The organism is Microbacterium sp., from assembly GCF_044508325.1.
Classification (GTDB): Bacteria; Actinomycetota; Actinomycetes; order Actinomycetales; family Microbacteriaceae; genus Microbacterium.
In genome coordinates, this window is record NZ_JBIQHX010000004.1 from 182005 (window position 1) to 206094 (window position 24090).

Consider the following 24090-nt stretch of genomic DNA (forward strand, 5'->3'; position numbering starts at 1 on the left):
CATCGGCCCACTCGATCCGGGTTCGCTGATTGGATGATGTCTCCGCTTCGAAGGGAGCCCCGATGCCGCGTCCGGTCTTCACCAACCCCGAGACCCTGCTCGCCCCGCCCGGGCCGTACTCGCAGGTCGCTCAGGTCGGCGACCTCGTGTTCGTCGCCGGGCAGGTCGGCGCCGACCGCGACGACGTCCTCGCCGGTCCCGGGGTCGCCGAGCAGTGCGACCAGGCCCTGCGCAACATCCGCACCGCCCTGGAGTCCGTCGGCCTGGGGCTTGCCAACGTCGTCAAGGTGACGATCTTCGTGCCGTATGCCGACGACCTCGACGAGCTGGTGGCGCACATGGACCGCGTCTTCCCGGACTTCTTCCCGGAAGGGTTCCCCGCCAGCACGCTGGTGCTGGTGCAGCGGCTGTTCGACCCGGCGCTGAAGATCGAGATCGAAGCAGTGGCGCACGCGTGACGACGCATAGACTGCGCACGTGATCGACGGATCGGATGCGCGCGCGGAGCTGATCACCGAGCTGGCGATCCTCATCCACTACGTGGGGCGCAAGCTCTCGCTGCACATGCCCGAGCATCCCGACATCGTCCCGCTCAGCGCACTCGAGGGCATCTTCCTCGAGCACATCAGCCGGCATCCCGGCATCCGTCCCTCCGAGCTGTCGGCCGACCTGGGAGTCAAGAGCAGCAACACCAGCACCGTGCTGCGCGCCATGGAAGACAAGGGCATGGTGCGCCGCACTGTCGACGCCGGCGACGCCCGCGGGGTGCAGGTGTTCCTGACCGCGCGGGCCGAGGCCGCGATCGCGCGGATCCACGAGGACTGGGTCCGGATACTCGCCGGACTGATCCGGGAGGACGACGGTCTGCGTGCAGCCACCCGCCTGCTCGCGGCCATCGACGACGGCTGGCCCGGTCAGAGCACCTCTCCGAGATAGCCGGCGAAGCGACCGTTCGGATCGCGGGCGGCGATGATGCGCTCGAGCCTCTCTCGCTTCTCGGGGAGGAGGAATCTGCGTGGGCTGTGCTCGAGGTCGGCCTCGCCCACGTACTGACCCACGGCGACGTCCGCCGCTTCCGCCATCGCTTCGTCGAGCCACGCGCGGAGACGATCGTGATCGGCGGGATCCTCGGAGAGCACGTAGGTGTTGACGAGCGCGTCCGACAGCGGCGAGAACGCCATGTCCGCCACAGGCCGCGTGGTCGCGGTGCTGATCCAGATCGTCCACGAGGCGGCGTCGTCCGGCCCGTCGAACAGCGGGCGCAGCGGGCGGGCGCTGTGCGCGCCGCGCGCTCCGACGTCCTCCGACAGCCAGATGTTGTCCGAGAGGTAGTGCAGGCCCGGAGGGTTCTCGTGATCCTGCATCGCGTAGTGCTCATCGAGCGACGACGCCGCGCAGTGCTGCACCGTCACCGCACGGTCGAGCACGGGGGAGGCGGCGAAGGGCGCGAGCGCCTCCTCGGCCTGCGCCCGGTCATCGGTGAAGGCGAGCGCGCTGAGCAGAAGACGCCGCACCGGGGTGGACTCGGCCGTGTCGGTGAACGATTGAACGACCAGTTCGACGGGACGCGCGATCGACCGGTGGATGGAGGTGACCCAGGCCATCAGCTCGTCGAAGACATCCATCTCGTACACGTGAAAGGTGTGTCCGAGGTGGCCGAACATCGGCTGCGTGCGCAGGTGGAAGCGGACGACGATGCCCGGAAAGCCCGGTCCGGCTCCGCGCGCGGCCCAGAAGAGGTCGGCATTCTCGTGCTGGTCGGCGCGGATCAGCTCGCCGTCCGCGGTGACGACATCCACGGCCACGACGGACTCGGCGCCCCAGCCCCATTCGCGCTGCGCCCAGCCGTGGCCGCCCTGCAGGAGGAACCCGCCCAGCCCGACGGTGGGGTGGTGGCCGCCGTTGAAGAATCGTCCGCGCGCGGCGAGGAAGGGGTACAGGTCGCGGCCGCCGAGCACGGCAGGACCGGCGGTGACGATGTGCGTCGCCTCGTCGTACTCGATGTCGTCGAGGGCGCCGAGGTCGATGAGCAGTCCTCCGTCGCGGATGCTCCACACCGGGAGGGAGTGCCCGCCGGAGCGGACCGCCACCTGCCAGCCGCGTTCCCCGGCGAGTCTGACACCGCGCTGCACGTCGGCGACGGATGCGGCGACGAGGACCGCGTCCGGCCGGCGGTCGGGGCGGCGGCCGTTGAAGACCCGCGCGTACAGCGCCTCCTCCCAGCCTGCGTCGTCGGGGAAGACCAGCCGACCGTCGAAGAGCTCCGTCACGCCGCTCACGCCCTCCAATATACCTATGTAAACATAGGTATAGCAGATCAGCCCAGGGTCGAGCCGCCGCCGTCCACGACGAGGTTGATCCCCGTGATCCATGACGCCTCGTCCGATGCGAGGAACACGGCTGCGTTGACGACGTCCTCGGGCTGCCCGATGCGGCGCAGCGGGATGCGGTTCCACGTCTCCTCGAGGGCGGGCGGCGGGTCCTCGACGAGGAAGGTCGTGGCAGCCGTCTGGATGAAGCCGGGAGAGATGCAGACGGCGCGGATGCCGTGCGGCCCGCCCTCGACGGCGAGCTGCTGCGTGAGGTTGATGACCCCGGCCTTGGCGGCACCGTGCGCGTTCTGCGGCATGAACTCGACCCCGCGGATGCCGGCGATCGATCCGATGTTGACGATCACGCCGCCGCCGCGCGCTTTGAGATGCCGCCAGACGGCGCGCACCGCATAGAAGACGATGTTCAGCTCCATGTCGATCGCGAAGTCCCAGTCCTCGACGCTGATCTCGTCGATCGCGCCGAAGCGCTGGATGGACGCGTTGTTGTAGAGGATGTCGATGCCGCCGTGCGCGGCGGCCGCCTCGTCGATCCACCGCTCCACGGCATCCGGGTCGCCGGCGTCGACAGGTGAGGTGCCCGAGATCCGACCGCCCTCGGCCTTCACGATCCGCACCGTCTCGGCGAGCCCGGCGGCATCGAGGTCGCAGCCGACGACGGTCGCCCCCTCTGCGGCGAACCGGCGGGCTGCCTCTCGCCCCATGCCGGCGCCGATGCCGGTGATCAGCGCGACCTTCTGCTCAAGACGTCCCATGGTGTGTCCTTCCGGGGAGGATGCCCGCCGCTGCGCAACGGGCGACGCTCCCTCACGCTAGGGCGTCGGGTGCCCGCTCTGAACGCCGCCCGGCGGATACGTGTCATCGGGTCGCGGAGGCGAGCGACGGTGCCGTCGATAGGTGGCATCGCCATGACGCCGTTCCGGGGGCGCGGTGCCCGGCATACGTTCGGTGGAGCACTCGGCCGACGGGAGCACTCGGCTCGACATCGAAACAGGGAGAGCAGCAGTGGTGGTCTCGTCCGTCCTCGTCGCCGGCGGCGGTGTGAGCGGCTGCGTCTCGGCGGCGACCTTGGCTCAGCGCGGGTTCGAGGTCGCATTGGTCGATCGCGCGCCGGACTGGAGCCACGAAGGCCCGACGATCACGCTGGACACCGACCCCGGGGTGCTGCTGCGGGAGCTCGGCGTCGGCGAAGCGGCGCACTCCGCCCTTGTTCCCGCCCTGGCGATGCGGCTGCAGGAGCTCGCCATCGAGGTTCGCTCGGGCACGCAGCTGCTCGGCTGCGTCGCGGTCGACCGTCACGTCGAGGCGGAGCTCTCGGACGGCAGGATCGAGAACTACGATCTCATCGTCGTCGCGGCCGGCGACCGCCGGCTGCGCCTGGTGGCCAGCGACGACATCCTGCGATCCCGCGCCGTGGATGCCATCCGCCGTACGCTCGACGCGACGAGCTGAGGGGGCTCAGTCGTCGAAGGCATCCTCGCCGGCGAACTCGACCCGCTCCGCGACGCGGACCAGGATGTCGACGAGCCAGCGAACGGCCGGGTCGTCGCTGCGCGAGGGATGCCAGAAGGCGGCCTCGACGAGCACCGGCAGCGGCACGGGGATCTTCGCGACGACCAGCCCGAGCTCCTCGGCGTACAGCTCTGCCAGGCGTGCCGGCACGAACCCGTAGCGGTCGGACTCGGCGACCGCGAACGGCACCGGAAGGAATCCCGGCACCGTGCGGGCGACATCGGGGACCACGCCCGCCGCCGAGAGCACGTCGTCGGCGTACATGACGATCCCCTCGGCGATCGCCACCTGGACGTATCGAAGGGTGCTGAGCTGCTCGAGCGAGAGCGCCCCGTCCTTGAGCGCCGGATGGTCGCGGCGCACGATGCACACCATGGAGTCGGAGAACAGCGACTGCCGCTTGCCCGGCACGCTGCGCGATGACTGCGTGACGACGATGTCGTCGCGCAGCAGGTCGACGGGGCCGATGGCGGCGAGGGGGCTGAAGTCGATGGAGACGCGCGGCGCCTCCTGCTCGAGCAGGTCGAGCAGGGGAGCCGTCATGACCGAGAGGGCATAGTCCGAGGCAGCCAGCCGGAACTGCCGATCGCTTGTCTGCGGGTCGAACATGGGGCGCACATTGAGCGTCCGCTCGACCTCGGTCATCGCGGCGCGCACGACAGGCTGCAGCTGCCGCGCCTTCTCGGTGAGCTCGGACACGCGCCCCGAGCGCACCAGCAGCGGGTCGTCGAGGATGACGCGCAGCTTCGCCATGGCGCCGCTCACCGTCGGCTGGGATGTGCCCAGCGACTCGGCGGCCCGGGTCAGATTGCGTTCGGTGAGGATCGCGTCGAGCATGACGAGGAGGTTGATGTCGACATCGCGCAGGTCGCCCACTGTCGCCCCTCTCCGGTCGATGCCAGCATACGGTCGGGAAGCAGTCGACCCGCCGTCAGAGGCGATCGGGGCCGTACGTGCGGCGTGCCGGCGGCACGCGGTGACCCGGGCTCGCGGTCTCGACGATGCGGTTCTCTATCGTGCCGAGGCCTTCGACGGTCATGGTGACCACGTCGCCGACCTGCAGCGGCGGTGGGGTGAGGCTTCCGCTGCGCGCCCAGCGCTCCGACAGAGCGCCCTGCGACGCGGTTCCCGTGGCCAGCACATCACCCGCACCGACCCAGGCGTCGCGGGAGGCATGGACGAGCATCTCCTCGAACGACCACGACATGTTGCGCAGGTTGTCTGTGCCGACCACCTCGCCGTTGACCGCCACGCTCATCTCCAGCGCGTACCGGTCGCCTTCGCGGTACCGCTCGAGCTCGTCGGGCGTGGTGATCCACGGTCCCAGGGTATTGGCGAAGTCCTTGCCCTTCGAGGGCCCCAGTCCGATCCGCATCTCGCTGCCCTGGATGTCGCGCGCGCTCCAGTCGTTGAGCAGGCAGAAGCCCGCGATGTGCTCGTGCGCCTCCTCCAGCGGGACATCGCGAACGGTGTTCTTCACGATCATCGCCACCTCGAGCTCGAAGTCGAGCTTCTGCGTGAACGGCGGCATCGGGACGTCGGCGCCGGTCGGCACCACCGACCAGGGGTTCATGAACAGGAACGCAGGCGCCTCGTACCACTGCGCGGGCACCGAGCCGTCGCCCGGCTCGTTCTTCTTCATGCCGGCGATGTGCGCCTCGAAGACGAGGAAGTCGCGCATCGCCCGCGGCTGGACCGGCACCTCGAACGTCGCCTCCTCGACGGGCCGGCGCTGCTGACGTCCGGCGGCCACCAGGACGTCGCGGCGCTGACGGTCCGGCGCCTGGAGCAGGGTCAGGATGTCGGGGTCGCCGGGAAGGCTCTGCACCAGGTCGTGGAAGACCACTCCCGTGTGCACGACGCCGTTCTCGACGTAGCGTGCATAGCGGGGCACGTCAGAAGTCCAGGGTCTGGTAGAAGTCCCGCTGCCGGGTCTCGAGGGCCGGGATCGCCTGACCCAGCGCCCACTGCTCGAAGTGGGGGTAGGTGCCGTGGGCCTTGAACGCATCCTCGTCGGTGTACACCTCGAAGATGCGGAACACGTTCGGCTCCGCCGGGTCCTGGTAGGCCTGGTAGTAGAGGTTGCCCGGCTCGGCGCGCGACGCGGGCGACAGCTTCGCGAGCGCGTCGCGCACGGTCTCGGCTTCGCCGTCCTTGGCGATCCAGGTGGCTGCACATACGAAGGCCATGGTGTTCCTCTCTCGACGACGGGTGGGGCGCATGCCCCCTGGCTTCACGGTACGTGCGGGGGATGCCGCGGGACACCGCGCGCCGACGATGCCAGGCATCGGCGGTCAGCGGCGGTAGTCCTCGCGCGCAACGCGCGCATACGGCGCGGGGCTCACCGTCGCGCGGATCTCGACGACATCGGTGGCGGGGACGACGTTCGCGCCGTAGCCTCCGCCGGCCTCGCCCCAGTGGATGACGACCTCGTCGCCGACCCGCACTGTCTCGTCGACGAGGGCGATCGACAGGATCGAGCGCTCGTTGGCGGTGTACGCGGTGTAGGCGGAGTTGCCCACCTCGCGTCCGTCGAGGGTGAGCATGTCGTAGTGCTTGTCCATCTTGTCGCACATCGCCGGAAGGTGGAGGAAGCGGACGTCGCGTCCGCCCGGGGTGAGCATCTCGGCGAACAGGGATGCCGCATCCTCGACGTTCCACTGCAGCGTGACCTTCTGCAGAGCCGGCTCCTCGCGACGGCGCTGCAGCGCATCCCTGCCGATGAACTCGTGGTCGAAGCGGATGAGCTTGCCGTAGTCGAGGTCGAACGGGGTCCGGTAGTAGTCGGCGACGTCGGCGCGCTCCTGGCTGCCGCTGAGGCGGATCATCCCCTCGCCGAGGTTCGCGGGAAGCCACTCGCGGTAGTCGCGCAGGGACTCCGAGGTGTAGATCGCGGGCACCACCGCCTGATACCAGCCGGACTCGATGGCGCCGATGAGATACGCCATGCCGCCGACCGGCTGGAGCCCGAACTCGCGACCGGCCTCGATGATGGCGTCGCGGATGGCCTCGCGATGCTCGTATGGCCCCCACACCTCCAGGCCCGGGGCGCCGGCCATGCCGTGCCGCAGGGCATGGCAGCGGTTCCCACCGATGGTCATCTCGGTCATGTGGAAGAACTTCACGTCGCCCAGAGGGCCGCCGTTGAGCTTCTCGATGAGCGCACCGGCCAGCGGCCCCTGGATCTGGTAGCGGCAGTCGGGGCGCGTGTTCGCGTGGCCGTTCGGATACACCGGGGCCTTGGTGTCGTACACCGCCTCGACGTTGTAGTCGCCGGTCTGTGCGTGGAACATGATCCAGTTCTGCACGAAGCCTGCGCCGTATGCCGAGAAGCGCTGGTCCTCGAGGTGGAAGACGATGCCGTCGCCGATGAGGTCGCCGTCGGCGTTGACACAGACGATCTGCCGGGCGGCACCCGGCCGCGACGTCGAGAAGTCGTTGATCGCGATCTCGGCCAGCAGACGCTGGGCATCCGGGCCCTCGAGGAAGACGCCGGACATGTGGTGCGTCTGGTCGAACAGGGCGACGCCTTCGCGCCAGGCCCGGGTCTCGTGCTCCCAGAGCGAGAACTCCTGCGGCAGCACCGGGATGATCTGCTGCGGCTGATACTCGGGACGCGCGTCCGCGCGGTCGTACTTGTGCGCGCGCAGCAGGGGGATCGGCCCTCCCGCTTCCTGCAGCAGCGATTCCAGGCTCTGGGTCATCTCGGGGCTCCTTCGTCCGTGGGCTCGACCGTATCGAAACAGAATCAGAATTCTGAATATCGAACGCCGATGAGTGGTATCACCGGCACCGGGCATGGTGCCTGGGACACTGGGAGACATGCTCGACACCCCGGGGTTGCGCCCGCCGCACCAGCAGCGCTCGCAGCGCACACTGGAGCGGATACTCGAGGCGACCGCGGCCGTGTTCGCCGAACGCGGGTACGAGGGGCTCACGATCGCGGAGGTCTGTCGTGTGGCCGAGACCTCGGCGGGCGCGGTCTACACGCGGTTCGAAGGCAAGGAGGCGCTCGTGCGCGCCGTGCACGAGCGCGCGATGGCATCGATGATGGCCGCAGCGGCCGAGATGTACGCCGACGGTCCGCACTGGCGCAGCCTCGCCACGCCGGCGTTCATCGAACGCGCCGTGCGTCTTCTCGTGTCGCACGTGCGTGAGCGGGCGGCGATCGTGCGTGCGATCGTGCTGCGATCGGCGGCGGATCCGGTGATGCGCGCGAGCGGGGCGCGCTCGATCGCCGAGATGGCGGATGCCTTCACCGTGCGCGTGCTCGACCGGTCGGCCGACCTCCCGCATCCTGATGCGGAGTCGGCGGTGCGGGCGGCATTCGGCATGGCGTTCGAGGCCATCTCGTGGGACGTGGCCTTCGGCGCCGAGTTCCGCGAGGCGGGGGCATTGGGTCCCCCGCCCGACGAGCGGCTGCCGGCGGTGTGCCGCCTCGTGCTTCTCACTCCGCCGGACTGATCACACCGGATTGCGTCCGACGAAGAACTCGCTGAACGGGTCCATGCTCGGCTCGAATCCGGCATCCAGCAGTCCCTTGCGCAGGGCGGCCATCTGCGGGTCGTGGATGCGCTGGGTCGGCAGCCGCAGCGGACCGCCGTTGTATCCCCGGAGCCAGCCCTGGAACTTCCACAGCTGCCGGTCGATGAAATGCCCCCCGTTGAGCAGCTGGGCCATCTGCTGCTTCACCTTGCGGGCCGGGTGCATCTTCCAGTACAGGTCGGTGACCTCGTCGTAGCGGCTCTCGCGCAGGAGCCTCATGGCGTGCGGGATCGTCGGTCCCCAGAACTCGTGGTCGCTCGTCGCCGACAGCTGGATCGGGATGACCTGACCGAGCGGCAGCAGCTCCCCCTCGATGGGACATGAGATCACGACCTCGTCCGCGAAGAGGCGGTGCGCCTCGATGATGCCCATGATCGACGGGAATCCGCCCTCGGCCTTGATGACGGCGACATTGGGGATCTCGTCGATCATGCGGCGCAGCAGGCGGGCGGGGATGTCGGACGGGTGGATGCGCGGACTGAACCCCCACAGGAACATCGGGAAGACGATCACCGCGAGGTTCGTGGCATCGCAGACCGCCTTCGTGTAGTCGAAGATCTCCTGCTCGGACTGCGGGTAGAAGTTCGGCGGGTAGCTCAGCAGCACGAGCTCTGCGCCTGCCGCCTCGGCGCCGCGCACCGCCTCGATGTTCTGCTCGAGCGTCGACCAGCTGCCGTGGTGCACGAGGACGAGGTCGTCGCCCGCCTCGTCCTTCATGATCTCCATGAACTCGAGGTACTCGGCGAGGGTGATGTTGACCTCGGACACGGCGAGCGATCCGACGAAGCCGTGCTCCATCGCCAGGCGCACGTCATGGCGGATGCCCTTCTCGTTGATCGTGGTGAGGTCGGTCGTGAACGACGGGATCGTGCAGTTCACTGCGCCGACGAGGCGCTCACGCGCCCAGTCGCGGGCTTCGGACTTGGTGTAGTTCGCCATGGGGCTCCTCACTTGGGGATGGACAGGATGCCGACCGGCAGCGGGGTGCCGAGCCCCTGCGCGACGGCGCGCTCGTAGAGCAGTTCGGCGAGCACGATGTCCTGGAAGCCGCTGCCGGTGGACTTGTAGATCGCGATGCCGTGCTCGGGCCGGGTCGCAGAACCGCCCAGAAGTGCGTGCAGCGACACCGTTGAAGCATCCGGGTCGTATCCCCCGTCGCGCGCGGCGATCATGTCGCCGCTGTCATGGAGCACCTCCTCGAGGGCGTCGGCGACGACGATCGCCGCGCGGCCGATGAGGGCAGGGTCCAGTTCGCGCTGGGATGCCGTGGTCGAGCCGACCGACACGATCGTCGCGTCCGAACCCACCCAGTCGGACTGCACCGTGGGCGTCTCGTCTCGCGACCGGGCCGCGCACAGCACGAGGTCGGCGCCCTCGACGGCGGTGCGTGCGTCGGCCACGGCGGAGATGGGGAGGCCGAGCTCGGCGCCCAGCTCGTCGGCGAACCGCTCGCGGTTGGCGGGGGTGGGACTGGTCACGCGCACAGCCTGGAGACGGGCGATGCGGGATGCCGCGCGCAGCTGCGCCCGCGCCTCGAACCCGCTGCCGACGACCGCGACGGTCAGAGGCCTCGCGGGCAGGAGCGCGGTGAGCGCCGCCGCAGCGGTGGCCGCGGTGCGGATTCCGGTGATGCGGTTGCCGTCGATGAGCGCCGCCAGCCGGGAGTCGTGCTGATCGAAGAGCGTGATGAGATAGCTCGCGATGCGGTTCGTCATCGACGCGGCGATGGTCTTCGACCCGGCGAACCGGGCGCCCGGCGGTGCCGAGGGCATGACCCGCTGCCATCCGGTCGCTGTGACGGCGACGGCGCGCTCGGGTGTGGCGCGGGGGTCTTCCGGGCGGGAGTATGCCGCGCGCAGCGCCGCGATCGCGCTGTCCCAGTCCGCCAGCTGGGCCACGTCGGCGTCGGTGAGGAAGAGCGTCGCGGGCTCGGCCAGGAAGCCGCCGTCGGTCATCGGGGGATCTCCATCTCGTTCTCGCGGAGCACGTCGACCAGAAGGCCGCCGTGGATCCGAGGGATGCCGCCGCGCATGGCGAGGTACGACTCCAGCAGGTGCCGGCGCGTCGAGCGCGCAGCGCCCTCGGCGTCGCGTCGGCGGCAGGCATCGAGGATCTCGCGGTGATGTGCTTCCGCGAGCGGCGCCGGCACGTCGAAGTGCAGGCGCATGCGGTCGGCCTCCGCTCCGAGCAGCTCGATCACCCGGCGCAGAGTCGGGCTGTCCGCGGCGGCGTACACCACCCCGTGGAACGCGCGATTGAGCTCGTTGAAGACCCCCCGCGAGAAGTCCTCGTCGTGGCGACGCGACTCCAGCTCGTCGAGGAGCTGCGTCATGCGATCGATGTCGGCCTCCGACAGGCGCGGCACCCCCAGCAGGGTGGCGCGTCCCTCGAGGTCGATGCGCAGCGCGGTGACCTCTTCGAGCCGGTTCGGGTCGACACCGGCGACCACCGTGCCGCGGTACGGCTGGCGCACGACGAGTCCGGCTGTCTCCAGCTGCAGGATCGCTTCGCGCACCGGGGTGCGGCTGATCCCGAGCTCGGCCGCGAGCAGCGAGACGTCGATGCGGGTGCCCGGCACCAGGTCTCCCTCGACGATGCGGTCACGCAGGATACGGGTGACCTGGTCGGTCATGCGGCGGGGTGAGAGCGTGGCCATGCTCAAGGAATATCCAATATCCAACACCGGGGGAATGCCCGGCGCCGCATGCCACCCATCGTGTGAAGTGATGGATGCCGCGGCGGCCCCGAAACGCAGCGCACACGAACGCCGAACCCGAGCACCGTGGTCCAGCCCGGGGGCGCAGACGTCGCGTTCGACGCGATTGCCCGGGTTCAGCGAGGAGGGATGCGGCGCAGCGGCGCGCGGCATGGGCTCAGGGCGTGATGACGATCTTTCCGGGGGCGTGGGCCGACTCGAGATCGGTGAATGCCGCGCCCACCTCGTCGAGCGGGTACGTGTTCACCACCGGCAGCACCAGCGACCCCCGCGCGATGCGATCGCCCAGGCGCTCCAGGTTCGCGGGCGTCCTCGCCGCGCGCTCGACGTTGAGGACGCCGAGCTCGTCGATCGCCGCGTAGGCGGCGATCGCGACCATGCGGTCGACCGGGACTCCCAGCTCGATGCCGGCGTCCAGCGCCTCGCGGCCATGACAGTCCATCACCGCGGTCACGGTGCCGAGCTCGCGCACGCGCGCTGCCAGCCCTTCCCCGTACGCGACCGGCTCCACGCCGATCGACCGCAGGAACCCGTGGTTGCGGGCGCTCGCGGTGCCGATCACGCGCGCCCCCGCCTCCGCCGCCAGCTGCGCGGCGATGAGGCCGACCGCGCCCGACGCCCCACCGACCAGGACGGTGTCGCCCTCGCCGACCGGCACGGTGGCCAGGCACGACACGGCGGTGAGCCCGGCGATCCAGAGCCCTCCTGCGACCTCGGCGGGCACGGCATCCACTCTCTTCGCCAGAGCGTCCGCCGACGCGATCGCACGCTCCGCGACCGCGCCCTGCCCGCGGCCGAACACCTCGTCGCCGACAGCCACAGGTGTGCCGTCCCAGTAGACGGCGCCGTCGCCGACAGCCTCGACCGTGCCGGCGAGGTCGGATCCCACGCGGCGCGGAAACGGGGCATCCGATCGCACGAACCCGGTTCGAAGCTTGGCGTCGATCGGGTTCAGTCCCGCTGCGCGGACGCGCACGGCGACCTCACCGGGGCCGGGCTCGACGTCCGCCACGGTTCCGACATAGAGGACGTCCGGGCCGCCGAGGCCGTCATAGAGGGCTGCGCGGGTCATCGGTGCTCCTTCGGTCAGGTCATTCGTGGGCGCGATGGATCTGCTCCGGCTCGAGCTGGACGGCCCATCCCTCGATGGTGCCGGAGTTCTCATACTCCTCGATCTGCAGGATCTGTCGGCCGCGCTCGACGGTCTGCTCCATCGGCGAGGTCACGAACGCGTTGACGTTCAGCCAGGCCGAGGGCTCGAACGCGATGCCGTCGAGCACGAGCACGTTGGCGTCGACCACCGCGCGGGCGCGCACCGAGCCCTGCGGCGACTCGGTGGAGACGGCACGCGCTCCGTTGACCTTGTTGGCGGCGACGACGCCCGCGACGGCGTCGTCGACCACCAGCACGCCGAAGGCGTCGACGCCGGCGTCCTGATCGGCGACGACCGCCGCGCCGACCCGGACGGCGAAGATCGGGTAGTCGTCGCCCGGGTCGAGCGCGTCGGCCCCGTGCCAGACGACGTCGTGGCCGGCGTCGGTCGCCCGCTGCTGCAGCGCGCGACCGAGCTCATAGCCGCCGTGGTCGGCGGCGAAGTGGATGCGTGTCATGTCTGGAATCTCCCGGATCAGGCGCCGATCACACCGGCGGGGCGACGAACAGGCCCTTGTCGATGTCGTTGAAGGATTCGCGGGCGATGAGCTCGCTCATCTCCTGCGCGGTGCCCCACTGGTCCTGCGTGGACAGGTGGCTGATGTCGTGGCGGTGCGGCACCCACGTGTCGTCGTCGACCATCGCCAGCTCGGTCGTGTACTCGATCGTGTTGCCCGCGGGGTCGAGGAAGTACGCGAAGGTGTTGTCGCCGGCGTTGTGGCGGCCCGGCCCCCAGATCATGCGGGCCCCGGCGCGCAGGATCTTGCCCGCGCCCCGCATCCACTCCTCGATCCCGCGCATCTCGAACGACAGGTGGTGCAGCGAGTGGTGCGGCCCCATCGCGACGGCGACGGAATGATGATTCTCGTTGCACCGCATGAAATGCATCATCTCCGCCCCGTCGGGACGCACCAGCGAGTCGGAGATCGTGAAGTCGAGGTGGTCGATGTACCACTGCGCGGTCTTGTTGAGATCGACGGAGTTGAACACCACGTGCGAGAGCTTCGCCGGGATCGGCTCGCGCTCGCGGATCTTGCGGGCCTCGCGGGTCGCGTAGCCGGTGCTGAACTCCAGCGCACGGCCGTCGCCGTCGAACACGCGGAAGCCGTACCCGCCGCTGAAGCCGGTGAGCGGCTGCGGGTCGTGGATGAACTGCACGCCCTTCTCACGGAGCCGGGCGGCCAGGGCGTCCACATCGGTCCGGTCGCGCACCCCGAAGCCGACGATGTCGATGCGCTTGTCGTCCTTGCGCAGACGCAGGATGAACGGCTCCGCAGACCCCTCGGCGGCGAGATAGCTGAGGCCGTCCTCGGCGTGGGCCTCGGTCAGGCCCCAGTGCTTCACGAAGAAGTCGCGCTCTTCGTCGAAGTTCGGGATCGCCAGAGCGGCATAGCGCAGGTGGGAAACGAGGCGCCGAGTCATCGTCGACCTTCTTTCACAGTCAGGGGACCGCAGGGATGCGTCTTCCCGAGGCTAAGACGACCGGATGCCGGGCGCCATGTGCCCGCCGGATACCATGCATCTGTGGCGCCCGTCGATGCGGATCTGAATCTCCTCCTCGCGTTGCGCGTGCTCTTGGAGGAGGCCAACGTCACCCGCGCAGGGGAGCGCATCGGGGTCGGTCAGTCCACCATGTCGGCGGCTCTCGCTCGGCTGCGCACCCTCTTCCAGGACGAGCTGCTGGTCCGGGTCGGTCGCGACTACGAGCTCACTCCGCTCGCCCACCAGATCCTGCCGCAGGTGCAGCTGACCCTGCCGCTGGTGGCTCAGGCGCTCGGTCAGGACGAGGGATTCGAGACCGAGACGACGCGGCGCACCTTCCGCATCCACGCCTCCGACTACGCGGCGGTCGAACTGCGGCCGCTGTTCGCGCGCGCCGAGGCAGCGGCCCCCGGCATCCGCTTCGACTTCCTGCGCGTGCCGCCGGACCCGATCGAGGCGGCGCGCGACCTGCTCGCCAACGACTTCGTGGTGCTCCCGCCCGGTGTCGGCATCGACGTCGAGAGCATCGACCTGTTTCGCGACGACTACGTGATCATCGCCGACCGCGACAACCCCGGCATCGTCGACGGCGAGGTCTCCCTGGAGGCCTTCCTGGAGAGCCCGCACATCCGGTGCGACTTCGGACGTGGCCAGCTCACCCAGGTGGAGCGGCGGATGCAGGAGCTCGACGTGCGTCCGCCGGTGCGCGTGACCACCTCCACACTGCTCTCGGTTCCGCTCATCGTGGCGGGGACCGACCTCATGGGCGTCGTGCCGCGGCGACTCGTCGAGCGCAACGCCGCGGTCACCGGCACCGTCGCGGTGCCGACCCCGTTCCCGCTCGTGCAGCTGACGCTGCGACTGTGGTGGCACCCGGCGCACACGCATGATCCCGCGCACACCTGGCTGCGCGAGCTGGCCGCCCGCTGCGTCGACGAAGGTCTGCTCTCGGCCTGATCCCGGCGATAGCAGGCATCGGGACCGCCGACTGGTGGCGGCCACGGGCCGGGCATAACGTCGAGCGAGACGACAGGTGCCCCAGATCGGGGTGCGCGGGATTGGGAGACGAAGATGTCGGTTCGGAACGTGCTCATCGTCGGCGGCGGATTCACCGGCCTGACGACGGCCATCGCGCTCGCCCGGCGCGACGTGAAGGTCACCCTCGTGGAGAAGGCGCAGGCGTGGGCGCGTGTCGGCCACGGCCTGACGATCCAGGGCAATGCGCTGCGCGTGTTCAAGGAGATCGGCGTGATCGACGAGGTGCTCGCCACGGGTCATCCGGAGAACGCCGTCACCCTGTTCTGGGCCGACGGCCGCGTGATGGCGAAGATGCCCACGCCCCGCACCGGTGGCGACGACCTGCCCGCGACGGTGGGGATGCTCCGCCCCGACCTGCACGAGATCCTGCTGCGCGCGGCCGAGCGGCACGGCGTCGAGATCCGCCTCGGGCTCGAGCTGGCCGACTTCGAGACCCAGGGCGACACCGCGGTCTCGGTGCTCTCGGACGGCACCCGGGAGACCTGGGATGCCATCGTCGTCGCGGACGGGATCAAGTCGCAGAACCGGCCGAAGCTGGGCATCACCGAGGATCGTGCGCCCAGCGGACTGGGAATCTGGCGCGCCGTCACCTCCCGCACACCGGAGATGATCGGAGGCATCGCCTACCCGCTGGACGACAGCGGCGCCTTCAAGGTGGGGTACACCCCGGTCAGCGAGGACCAGTGCTACATCTTCGTGCTCTGCTCGCCGGTGCGCCCCGACAACGGGCTCGAGGGGTGGCAGGAGGTGCAGCGCCTCATGGCGAACTACCACGGCGAGTTCGACCACCTGCGCGAATCGCTGGGGCCGGACACGTTCCTCAACTTCCAGGAGATCGAGTGGATCTTCGTCGAGGGCCCCTGGAACAAGGGCCGCGTCGTCGCGCTCGGCGAAGCCGTGCACGCCGTCCCGCCGCTGATCGCCCAGGGCGCCGCACAGTGCGTCGAGGACGCGCTGCTGTTCGCCGAGTACATGACGCAGGACGGCGACTTCGACGAGCAGCTCGCGGCCTTCCACGCCCGCCGCATCCCGCGCATCAAGGGAGTGGTGGATGCCTCGCTGCAGCTCGCCGAATGGGAGCTTCACCCGGGCACGCCCGACGCCGACCCCGGCCGTGTCATGGCACAGGCGCTGATGGCCCTGGTACCCGCACCGTGACCGCGCCGAGTCCCGAACGGCCCGACCGCCCGGCCTTCCGCGTTCCCCGGCGCATCGTCACCGGCCACGACATGAGCGGAGCGTCGGTCGTCGTCAGCGACGGCCCGGTGCCCGTCACCCGCGAACTGCCCGAGGACGGCGTCGCCTTCCACGAGATCTGGGTGACCTCGACGGCGCCGGCGATCATCGGGGCGGGTGCCGAGGACCCGACCGCCGATGACATCACCGTGCCGCCCCCCGCTCACGGCACCCGCATCCGCATCAACGAGTTCCTTCCGCACAGCCTCGACGAGCATGGCCTGCAGTCGCCGATGCACCGCACTCAGTCGATCGACTACGGCATCGTGCTCGAGGGCGAGATCACGCTCATCCTCGACGGCAGCGAGGTGACCGCGCGCGCGGGCGACATCATCGTCCAGCGCGGCACCGATCACGCCTGGGCCAACCGCGGCGACACCATCGCGCGCGTCGCGTTCGTGCTCGTCGGAGCCGAGTTCGGCGAGGAGGCGCTCGCGGTGCTGCCGGACGGTGCGATCGAGGGGCTCATGCATCACGGCCCGCGTGATGCGCCCGGCGCCCGAGAGGCAGTGTCGTGACCGCGCTCGACCACGTCGGACTCTCGGTCGCAGACCTCGACGCCCAGGCGGAGTGGTACTCGCGCGCCCTCGGCCTGGAGCAGCTCGAGCCCGGCGGCATCCCGGACGTCGGTCTTCGGGTCGTCTTCCTCGTCGATCCCGACCACGGGTGGGCGCTCGAGCTGCTCACCCGGCCGGGGTCGCAGCCCAGGCCGCGTGCGACCAGCGCGCCCGAGCACGTGCTCAGCCAGGGGTACGGGCACATCTGCCTGCGCGTCGCGGACGTCGATGCGACGTATGCGCGACTGGTCGCCGCGGGGGCCACGTCGATCATGGAGCCCGGGCCCTCGCCGGTGTCGGGCGTGCGCATGGCGTTCGTCGCCGACCCCGAGGGCAACTTCATCGAGATGCTCGACCGCCCAGGCCCGCCCGGCACTCCCGTGGGGGCGTCGTGACCGTCGCCCTGCCCGGCATCGCGGGAAGCCTCTTCGTCATCACCGGCGCCGCCGGCGGTCAGGGCGCCGAGGAGGCGCTGCTGCTCGCCGCCCAGGGCGCCGAGGTGGTGGCCGCCGACATCCGCGACGACGCGCCTGCGCTGCTCGAGGCCGCGGCATCCCTCTCCCCCGCCGACGGCACCCGCCCAGGATCGGTGAGCTACCGGCGGCTCGACGTCACCGACGAAGCGGAGTGGGCCGCGCTGGCCGGCTCCCTCGGCGGGCGGGCGGTCAAAGGGCTCGTGAACAACGCCGGGGTGACGCACCGCGTGCGCATCGGCAGCGTCGACCGCGCCGACTGGGATCGTGTGCTGGCGGTCAACGTCACCGGCGCGATGCTCGGCATCCAGGCGCTGCTGCCGCTCATGGGCCGCGGCTCGTCGATCGTCAACATCGGCTCCGCGGCCGGGCTCACCGGCCACTACACGGCCGCCTACACGACCAGCAAGTGGGCGCTCCGAGGCCTCACGCACACGTGCGTGACCGAGCTCGGGCCTCGCGGCATCCGCGTGAACATCGTCCATCCCGGATACATCCGCACCGAGATGACCGCGAGCGCGCCGTCCGCCTTCCTCGACGCGAACGTGCGGGTCGCCCCGCTGCAGCGCGGCGGCGAGCCCGAAGAGGTCGCGAACCTCGTGGCCTTCCTGCTGTCGGATGCCGCGTCGTACATCACCGGCGCCGAGATCGGCGTCGACGGCGGCCAGTTCCTCTCCGGCGTCGCCACCTTCCTCTCCGACGCCGTCCGTCCCGAGACCTCATAGGAGTCACCATGTACATGTACTTCCCCACGAACTACGTCTGGAGCATGTCGGTCGTCGCCACGCTCAACAACGGCGGCCTCATCGACGACGTCGACAAGGCCTGCCGGCCGGTGCTGGAGGCCTCGACGCAGGGTGACGACGTGGGCACCGAGCTGCTCTACGCGTCGTGGCAGGCCGTGGCCGACCGTCTGCTGGCCTCGGCGCAGGAGGACGAGGCGCGCGGCTGGAACCTCGGCGCCGCGGAGAAGTACTACCGCGCCATGCTCTACACCTCGCAGGCCGAGCGCCTGCAGTCGCCGCTCTGGGAGGGCCGCAGGGCCGCGTACCAGAAGTCGATCGACCTGCTGCTCAAGCACGTCGAGCTGGCGGGCGTGCCGGTGACCACCGTCGACATCCCGTACACCGGCGACGACGCCCCGGAGGGCGCGCAGCTTCCGGGGTACTTCTACCGCGCGCCCGGCGACGGGCCGCACCCGCTCGTCGTGCTGTGGAACGGCCTGGACTCCACCAAGGAGATGATGTACTCCTCGGGCTTCCCGCAGCAGCTGGCCGAGCGGGGCATCTCGACGCTCATGATGGACCCGCCCGGCTCGGGTGAGGCGCTGCGGATGCGCGACCTGCGCGCCCGCTACGACACCGAGGTGTGGGCGGCGTCGACCCTCGACTGGATCGAGGACAATGCCGTCGATCTGGGCGTCGACACCGCGCGGATCGGCCTGGTCGGCTGGTCTCTCGGCGGGTACTACGTGCCGCGCGCCGCGGCGTTCGAGAAGCGCTTCGCGCTCGCCGTCGCGTGGGGTGCCAACTACGACTGGGCCGCGGTGCAGGAGGCCCGCCGGCGCCGCGAGGGCGAGAACCCCGTGCCGCACTACTGGGACCACGTGCACTGGGTCTTCGGTGCCAGTGACATGGACGACTTCATCGAGAAGACGAAGAACATGCACCTGCGCGGCGTCGTCGAGCAGATCACGGTGCCGTTCCTGGTCACCCACGGAGAGGGCGACCGGCAGATCCCCGTCGATTACGCCTACAAGGAGTACGAGGCGGCAGTGAACTCGCCCAAGCGCGAGCTGCGCATCTTCACGCAGGAGGAGGGCGGCGCCGAGCACATCGGCCTGGACAACATGCCGTACGTGAGCCAGTTCACCGCGGACTGGATCGCGGAGACCTTCGCCGAACTCGCCTGATCTCGATCCCGAAACCCACGCGCACGGTGTGACGCGCGCCGGCTCTCAGCGTCGCCGGGGACAATGGGCGCGTGAGACTCCCGGGGCCGCGCCACGCGCCCGGCGCGCGGCATCGCGCGCGGGAGACGGTGGATGCCGCTCCCGCGGCGCACCCTGCTGCGCACCACGCGGCGCCCACGCGCCGCCCCGGCGCCCTGGCCGCGGGCGCCGGCGCGCTCGGAGTCGCCGTCCTGCTCGCCGGTGCCGCGGCGGCGCTCACCGCGGCGACGATCGGTGCGCCGCCCGACGTCGACCGGGCCGCCGCGGCCAGGCTGGCCGCCGCGTCCCGCCCCTCCCCGCCGCCGCTCGTGTCGAGCCCGACCCCGGCGGTCGCGGCGTGCGAGCTGCCAGGCGTCGTCGAGGCGCTCTCCGCCGGCGACGACGAGGCGGCACTGATCGCGATGGGCGGTGCGGCCGCTGTGCGCGAGGCGGTCATCACCGGCGGCGCGCCGTGCATCGACCTCGCCGACCCCACGCGCCTGTGGGTCGTCGTCGACAAGCTGCGCCCCTACGAACCGCTCGGGCACGAGCCGGCGGACCTGACCCGGGTCGACGGCGTGCGCGTGTTCAACGAGGGGCTCCTGCGGGCCGAGGCCGCCGCCGCCTTCGCCGAGCTCGTCGCGGCCGCACAGGAGGCCGGCGCCGGACAGATCGCCATCACGAGCGGCTATCGCTCGTTCGACGACCAGGCGACGCAGCACGCCCGGTGGGTCGCCGCCGAAGGAGCAGACAGCGCCGACGAGGTGAGCGCTCGCCCCGGCTACAGCGAGCATCAGTCCGGGCTCGCCGTCGACGTGGTCGCCTGCGACGGAGCGTGCGGCGACATCGCGCGATTCGCGTCGACGCGGCAGGGACGGTGGCTCGCCGAGAACTCGTGGCGCCACGGCTTCATCGTGCGGTACGAGCAGGGTCAGGCCGGAACCACCGGCTACAGCCCCGAGCCGTGGCACATCCGCTACCTCGGGGTCGTGCTGGCGGCCGCCTACCACGGGGGCGGTTTCCACACTCTCGAAGACTTCTGGGGGCTGCCGGCCGCCCCCGATTATGGGGACTGAACAACGCACTCGGGCGCCGCGCTGAGACTCGGTATCCTGCTTCGTGGCATGCAGTCCCAAAAGGAGAGGACCTTCGCGATGGAACGCGACATCTACGACGAGGACCACGAGGCCTTCCGCGAGGTGGTCAAGGAGTTCATCAAGCGCTACGCGAACGAGGACAAGCGCAAGCAGTGGGATGCCGCGGGCGAGATCGACCGCGCCACGATGCTCGCCGCCGGCGAGGCCGGCATCATCGGGCTCTCCGTCCCTGAGGAGTTCGGCGGCGCCGGGATGCTGCAGGACTACCGGTTCCGCGCGATCGTCCTCGAGGAGACCATCGGCGCGGGCCTCGGCTCGCTCGCGGGGGCCCTCGGCATCCAGGACGACCTCGCCGTTCCGTACCTGGCCCACATGGGCACGCAGGAGCAGAAGGAGAAGTGGCTTCCCCGGATGGCCACCGGTGAGGTGCTCGGCGCGCTCGCGATGACCGAGCCCGGCGCCGGCTCCGACCTGCGCGGCATCACGACGACCGCGAAGAAGGTCGACGGCGGCTATCTGGTCAACGGCGCGAAGACCTTCATCTCGTCGGGTGTCACCGCCGACATGGTCGTCACATTCGTCAAGACCGGTGAGGGCAACCGCCCCGACGCGTTCTCGCTGCTCATCCTCGAGGACGGCATGGAGGGCTTCGAGCACGGGAAGAAGCTCGAGAAGATGGGCTTCCACGGCTGGGACACCGCCGAGATGTCCTTCACCGACGTGTTCGTCCCGGAGGAGAACCTGATCGGCGGCAAGGAGGGGCTCGGCTTCATCCAGCTCATGATGAACCTCCCGCTCGAGCGGCTGTCGATCGGCGTCGCCGCCGCGGCGGCCGGTGAGGCGGCGTTCGTCTGGACGCGCGACTACACCCTCAGCCGCGAGGCGTTCGGGCAGCCGATCGCCGACTTCCAGAACACGCGCTTCCAGCTCGCCGACATGGCCACCACCGTCGACGTGATGTGGGCCTACATCGACCGCGCGATGCGCCTCTACCAGGACAAGAAGCTCACCGCCGAAGAGGCGGCGAAGGTCAAGTACTGGGCGACCGAGCGCGAGTGGGAGCTGCTCGACATCGGCGTGCAGCTGCACGGCGGCTACGGCTACATCACCGAGTACCCGATCGCCCGCGCGTTCCTGGACGCGCGCGTGCACCGCATCTACGGCGGCACGAACGAGATCATGCGCGACATCGTCTCGCGCGACATCGTCGGAAAGCGCTGAGGGCGCAGGGCCTGAGCCGGCACCCTGCCGGCGGCGCTACTCCAGCGCGGCGGGCAGAGCTGCCGCCATCTGCACGCGGCTGCGCACACCGAGCTTGGCGTAGATGCGTGACAGGTGGTGCTCGACGGTCTTGACACTGACGTAGAGCTCCTCGGCGACCTGACGATTCGTGCGGCCCTCCGCGACGAGACGGGCGACCATCCGCTCCTGGGGGGTGAGCTCGACAGCAGTCCCGTGTCGTGACCGTCGCCGGGGGTTCATGCCGCAGGCGGCGAGCTCGCGCTCGCACCGCTCCAGCCACAGGCGCGCACCCGCGCGGCGCAGACGCTGGGCGGCCGACTGCAGCTGCTCGGCGGCGGCGGCGCGCTGCCCGGCCCTGCGCAGTTGACTGCCGGCGGCGAGCTCGAGCCGGGCACGGGGCAGGGGCCGCGCCGAGGCGGCATCGATGGTGAGAGCCTGCTGCCAGGCCGCCAGAGCGGAGTCCACGTCGCCGTGCGCGACGGACAGGATGCCGCGAACCCGCCCGGCCTCGGTCGCGATCGATGCGTCGAAGAACTCGTCGAGGTGGCGATCGAGTTCGTCGATGAGCTCCTCCGCGTCGGTGAGCCGGCCGACGCCGGTCAGGGCCTCGGCATACGGCGCGCGCCACGGGTTGACGCCCTCGGCCACCGCCCGCAGCCCGCGCTGGGTCATCCGATCGCCGACGGCGACCGCCTCGGCGGCATCCTGCCGTGCGTCCGCGAGCTGCAGCCACGCGGCATCCGACCAGCTCATCGCCGGGATGCTGCCGCTCGCCTGCGCGGACTCGGCCGCGATCGCGGCGTGGCGGCCCGCCTCGTCCAGGTCGCCGGCGGCGGTGTGGATGTACGCGGCGATGCTGTGCGGCAGAGGGGTGAGCCAGACGGCGTGGGCATCGTCGAGGAGGCGGATCGCGTCATCCACCGTGTCGGCCGCCGCACCGAGGCGACCGGCGCGCAGCTGCACGTCGGCCAGATGCGCCCGAGCGCTCAGAGTCTGCATGAGCGAGCGGTCGACCTCGGCGCTGAGCAGCCCGGACAGATCTCGCTGCGCCTCGTCAAGCCGGTTGGACCAGGCGCCGACGATGCCGCGTGCCAGCTGCGCGTCGGCGAGGTGGAACCGGCTGGGTCCGGGTTCGCTCACCACGTCGTCGGCGAGGCGATAGGCGGCGTCGAACTCGTTCCGCATCGCCAGGCCGTGGCAGATCATCGTCGTCGACATCGCCGCGGCCCCGACCTCGGCGATCTTCTCGCCCCAGTGCACGACGGCATCGGCATCGAGGTGGCTCAGCGCGATCACTGCGAGGTTCTCGGCGATGACGCCGGCGATCTCCGCCTGTGCGCCGCCCCGGTGCGTCTGGTCGAGTCCGGCCCAGGCTTGTTCGAGCACGGCGCGAGCCTGGTCGAACCGCCCCGCAGCCATGTGCGCGCGACCCAGGACCGACCCGCGCAGGGGACTGTCCGGAAACGCCGCGACCTCGTCGAGCCGCGCGGCGAACGGCCGCCCCGCCGCGATGAGATGGTCGGCCGCGCGAAGGACGAGCTCGGGGTACTCCTCGGGCGCCGCGAGCGCCGCCGCCGTGAGGAGTCTCTCGGCGGCGAGGTGCCGTGCACCGCGGTCCGCGTCGGCGCGCGCGCGATCGACCAGCTCGGCTGCGAGCACGGGGTCGGGGCCGGTCGCGGCGGCCACCCGGTGTCGCAGCGCCCCGGGCGCGGGGACCAGTTCGGCGGCGTGACGGTGCAGCTCCACGCGTCGCCCAGGGGTGATGTCGTCGTAGACCGCGGACTGCATGAGCCGGTGTCGCAGCGCGAGAGTCGCCGTGGCGGCCGGGATGGGCTCGGAGACCTCCACGAGGCCCGCCGACGCGAGCTCCTCGGCGGCGGAGCGCGGATCGTCGAGGGCAGCGAGCCCACCCGCCACGCGCAGGTCGCAAGGCGCATCGAGGACGGCGAGCGCGTCGAGCAGCCGACGTGCGTCGTCGGAGCAGCGCACCAGCCGGCTGACCAGAAGCCCCCGCAATGTGGGGTCGATGGTCACCGCGCGCAGATCGCGCACATCGTCGTCGACGTGCTCGAGCAGCAGACGGGTGTGCAGGGGATGTCCGCCGGTGTGACGGTGCACGAGGCGCGCGGTCCTGGACGTGAGCGACGGACGCACCACCCGCGCGAGCGCATGCACGTCCTGCTCGGTGAAGCCACTGAGCGTCTCGACGCCGCCGCGATCCTGCGCGATGCGCAGCAGACCCTCCGGGATGTCACGGACCCCCTCGGGCCGGGTGGCGATGATCAGTGCGGTGCGCTCCGCGCGGAGACGCCGCGCGGCGAAGCTGAGGGCCTGCAGCGACGGGCCGTCGGCCGAGTGCGCGTCGTCGACGACGAGGAGAAGGCGTTCGTCGCCGTCGAGATCGTCGCTGAGCTGAACCAGATGCGCGCCGACCTCGAGGGCGCCGTCCGCGGGATCGGGGAGGTGGCGTGCGGCGGCCTGAGCGCCGCTGCCGCGCAGGAGCTGATCGACGAGACCGAAGTCGACGTTCGACTCGTCGTCCGATCCCGCGGCCCGCAGCACGGTGTGCGGCCGCTCGGCCGTGACGCGCGCCACGAGCTCGCGCACGAGCGAGGACTTGCCGATCCCCGGCTCACCCACGACGACGACGGTCGCCGTCAGCTCGTCCGCGTCGGTGGCCGACAGCAGCCCCGAGAGCCGGGCGAGCTCGTCGTCGCGCCCGACGAACACCGGCGGAGTCGCGAGCAGGCCGATGCCGAGGGTGGACACGCCCCCAACCT

At 70.6% G+C, this 24090-nt stretch carries 25 protein-coding genes; 12 read left to right on the forward strand and 13 right to left on the reverse strand.

The window, feature by feature from the left end; all coding sequences use genetic code 11:
* Window positions 1-62: 62 nt before the first annotated feature.
* Both ACIWQI_RS05250 and ACIWQI_RS05255 read left to right on the forward strand, forming a co-directional pair.
* Complete coding sequence (locus ACIWQI_RS05250) at window positions 63-458, forward strand: RidA family protein (RefSeq protein ID WP_396656066.1); 396 nt, start codon at window positions 63-65, stop codon at window positions 456-458.
* A gap of 19 nt (window positions 459-477) precedes the next feature.
* Window positions 478-936 (forward strand): MarR family winged helix-turn-helix transcriptional regulator, encoded by a 459-nt coding sequence (locus tag ACIWQI_RS05255; protein WP_396656067.1) that lies wholly within the window; start codon window positions 478-480, stop codon window positions 934-936.
* Here ACIWQI_RS05255 and ACIWQI_RS05260 read toward each other — a convergent pair.
* The gene (locus ACIWQI_RS05260; RefSeq protein WP_396656068.1) at window positions 915-2279 is read right to left on the reverse strand and encodes an FAD-binding oxidoreductase; all 1365 of its coding nucleotides are present in this window, start codon (window positions 2277-2279) and stop codon (window positions 915-917) included. The genes ACIWQI_RS05255 and ACIWQI_RS05260 overlap by 22 nt on opposite strands.
* Before the next feature lie 38 nt (window positions 2280-2317).
* Window positions 2318-3085 carry an SDR family NAD(P)-dependent oxidoreductase gene (locus ACIWQI_RS05265; protein ID WP_396656069.1) on the reverse strand — a complete coding sequence of 256 codons (768 nt, stop codon included), beginning with the start codon at window positions 3083-3085 and terminating at the stop codon, window positions 2318-2320.
* A 253-nt stretch (window positions 3086-3338) separates the two neighbouring features.
* Here ACIWQI_RS05265 and ACIWQI_RS05270 point away from each other — a divergent pair, with 253 nt between their 5' ends.
* Window positions 3339-3782 (forward strand): FAD-dependent oxidoreductase, encoded by a 444-nt coding sequence (locus ACIWQI_RS05270; RefSeq protein ID WP_396656070.1) that lies wholly within the window; start codon window positions 3339-3341, stop codon window positions 3780-3782.
* Between the two features lie 6 nt (window positions 3783-3788).
* Here ACIWQI_RS05270 and ACIWQI_RS05275 read toward each other — a convergent pair whose 3' ends face one another.
* The 4 genes from ACIWQI_RS05275 to ACIWQI_RS05290 all read right to left on the reverse strand — a co-directional run bounded on the left by ACIWQI_RS05275 (window position 3789) and on the right by ACIWQI_RS05290 (window position 7546).
* The gene (locus ACIWQI_RS05275) at window positions 3789-4718 is read right to left on the reverse strand and encodes a LysR family transcriptional regulator (protein WP_396656071.1); all 930 of its coding nucleotides are present in this window, start codon (window positions 4716-4718) and stop codon (window positions 3789-3791) included.
* 55 nt (window positions 4719-4773) lie between these two features.
* The gene (locus tag ACIWQI_RS05280; RefSeq protein ID WP_396656072.1) at window positions 4774-5736 is read right to left on the reverse strand and encodes a fumarylacetoacetate hydrolase family protein; all 963 of its coding nucleotides are present in this window, start codon (window positions 5734-5736) and stop codon (window positions 4774-4776) included.
* Between the two features lies 1 nt (window position 5737).
* On the reverse strand, window positions 5738-6031 hold the full coding sequence (locus ACIWQI_RS05285; protein ID WP_396656073.1) for a putative quinol monooxygenase: 294 nt from the start codon (window positions 6029-6031) through the stop codon (window positions 5738-5740).
* Window positions 6032-6136: 105 nt separating this feature from the next.
* Entirely contained in the window at window positions 6137-7546 is a 1410-nt protein-coding gene (locus ACIWQI_RS05290) for an aminomethyl transferase family protein (protein ID WP_396656074.1), read from the reverse strand.
* Window positions 7547-7664: 118 nt separating this feature from the next.
* Here ACIWQI_RS05290 and ACIWQI_RS05295 point away from each other — a divergent pair, with 118 nt between their 5' ends.
* Window positions 7665-8306 (forward strand): TetR/AcrR family transcriptional regulator, encoded by a 642-nt coding sequence (locus ACIWQI_RS05295; protein ID WP_396656075.1) that lies wholly within the window; start codon window positions 7665-7667, stop codon window positions 8304-8306.
* Here the strand turns inward: ACIWQI_RS05295 and ACIWQI_RS05300 are convergent, their stop codons facing one another.
* The 6 genes from ACIWQI_RS05300 to ACIWQI_RS05325 form a co-directional block, all read right to left on the reverse strand.
* Window positions 8307-9326 carry a dihydrodipicolinate synthase family protein gene (locus tag ACIWQI_RS05300; protein WP_396656076.1) on the reverse strand — a complete coding sequence of 340 codons (1020 nt, stop codon included), beginning with the start codon at window positions 9324-9326 and terminating at the stop codon, window positions 8307-8309.
* 8 nt (window positions 9327-9334) lie between these two features.
* Window positions 9335-10342, reverse strand: coding sequence for an ornithine cyclodeaminase family protein (locus ACIWQI_RS05305; RefSeq protein WP_396656077.1), 1008 nt, complete (start codon window positions 10340-10342; stop codon window positions 9335-9337).
* Window positions 10339-11043 (reverse strand): GntR family transcriptional regulator, encoded by a 705-nt coding sequence (locus ACIWQI_RS05310; RefSeq protein WP_396656078.1) that lies wholly within the window; start codon window positions 11041-11043, stop codon window positions 10339-10341. The genes ACIWQI_RS05305 and ACIWQI_RS05310 overlap by 4 nt, the downstream gene beginning before the upstream one ends.
* Before the next feature lie 217 nt (window positions 11044-11260).
* Complete coding sequence (locus tag ACIWQI_RS05315) at window positions 11261-12175, reverse strand: NADP-dependent oxidoreductase (RefSeq protein WP_396656080.1); 915 nt, start codon at window positions 12173-12175, stop codon at window positions 11261-11263.
* Between the two features lie 19 nt (window positions 12176-12194).
* Window positions 12195-12713, reverse strand: coding sequence for an RpiB/LacA/LacB family sugar-phosphate isomerase (locus tag ACIWQI_RS05320; protein WP_396656081.1), 519 nt, complete (start codon window positions 12711-12713; stop codon window positions 12195-12197).
* Between the two features lie 28 nt (window positions 12714-12741).
* The gene (locus ACIWQI_RS05325; RefSeq protein WP_396656082.1) at window positions 12742-13677 is read right to left on the reverse strand and encodes a VOC family protein; all 936 of its coding nucleotides are present in this window, start codon (window positions 13675-13677) and stop codon (window positions 12742-12744) included.
* 102 nt (window positions 13678-13779) lie between these two features.
* Between ACIWQI_RS05325 and ACIWQI_RS05330 the strand changes: the two genes are divergently transcribed.
* The 8 genes from ACIWQI_RS05330 to ACIWQI_RS05365 all read left to right on the forward strand — a co-directional run bounded on the left by ACIWQI_RS05330 (window position 13780) and on the right by ACIWQI_RS05365 (window position 21289).
* Window positions 13780-14694: a LysR family transcriptional regulator gene (locus tag ACIWQI_RS05330; RefSeq protein WP_396656083.1), complete on the forward strand. Its 915-nt coding sequence runs from the start codon at window positions 13780-13782 to the stop codon at window positions 14692-14694.
* 54 nt (window positions 14695-14748) lie between these two features.
* Window positions 14749-15933: an FAD-dependent oxidoreductase gene (locus ACIWQI_RS05335; RefSeq protein WP_396656126.1), complete on the forward strand. Its 1185-nt coding sequence runs from the start codon at window positions 14749-14751 to the stop codon at window positions 15931-15933.
* Window positions 15930-16529, forward strand: a complete 600-nt coding sequence (locus tag ACIWQI_RS05340; protein ID WP_396656084.1) for a cupin domain-containing protein — start codon at window positions 15930-15932, stop codon at window positions 16527-16529. The genes ACIWQI_RS05335 and ACIWQI_RS05340 overlap by 4 nt, the downstream gene beginning before the upstream one ends.
* Window positions 16526-16963, forward strand: coding sequence for a VOC family protein (locus ACIWQI_RS05345; RefSeq protein WP_396656085.1), 438 nt, complete (start codon window positions 16526-16528; stop codon window positions 16961-16963). Before ACIWQI_RS05340 ends, ACIWQI_RS05345 begins: the two co-directional genes overlap by 4 nt.
* Complete coding sequence (locus ACIWQI_RS05350; protein ID WP_396656086.1) at window positions 16960-17766, forward strand: SDR family NAD(P)-dependent oxidoreductase; 807 nt, start codon at window positions 16960-16962, stop codon at window positions 17764-17766. The genes ACIWQI_RS05345 and ACIWQI_RS05350 overlap by 4 nt, the downstream gene beginning before the upstream one ends.
* A gap of 8 nt (window positions 17767-17774) precedes the next feature.
* The gene (locus tag ACIWQI_RS05355; RefSeq protein WP_396656088.1) at window positions 17775-18953 is read left to right on the forward strand and encodes an alpha/beta fold hydrolase; all 1179 of its coding nucleotides are present in this window, start codon (window positions 17775-17777) and stop codon (window positions 18951-18953) included.
* 71 nt (window positions 18954-19024) lie between these two features.
* The gene (locus ACIWQI_RS05360) at window positions 19025-20047 is read left to right on the forward strand and encodes a D-alanyl-D-alanine carboxypeptidase family protein (RefSeq protein ID WP_396656089.1); all 1023 of its coding nucleotides are present in this window, start codon (window positions 19025-19027) and stop codon (window positions 20045-20047) included.
* A 78-nt stretch (window positions 20048-20125) separates the two neighbouring features.
* On the forward strand, window positions 20126-21289 hold the full coding sequence (locus ACIWQI_RS05365) for an acyl-CoA dehydrogenase family protein (protein ID WP_396656090.1): 1164 nt from the start codon (window positions 20126-20128) through the stop codon (window positions 21287-21289).
* A 36-nt stretch (window positions 21290-21325) separates the two neighbouring features.
* On the opposite strand, the gene ACIWQI_RS05370 is transcribed toward ACIWQI_RS05365, so the two are convergent.
* Window positions 21326-24079, reverse strand: coding sequence for an AAA family ATPase (locus ACIWQI_RS05370; RefSeq protein WP_396656091.1), 2754 nt, complete (start codon window positions 24077-24079; stop codon window positions 21326-21328).
* Between the last annotated feature and the right edge of the window lie 11 nt (window positions 24080-24090).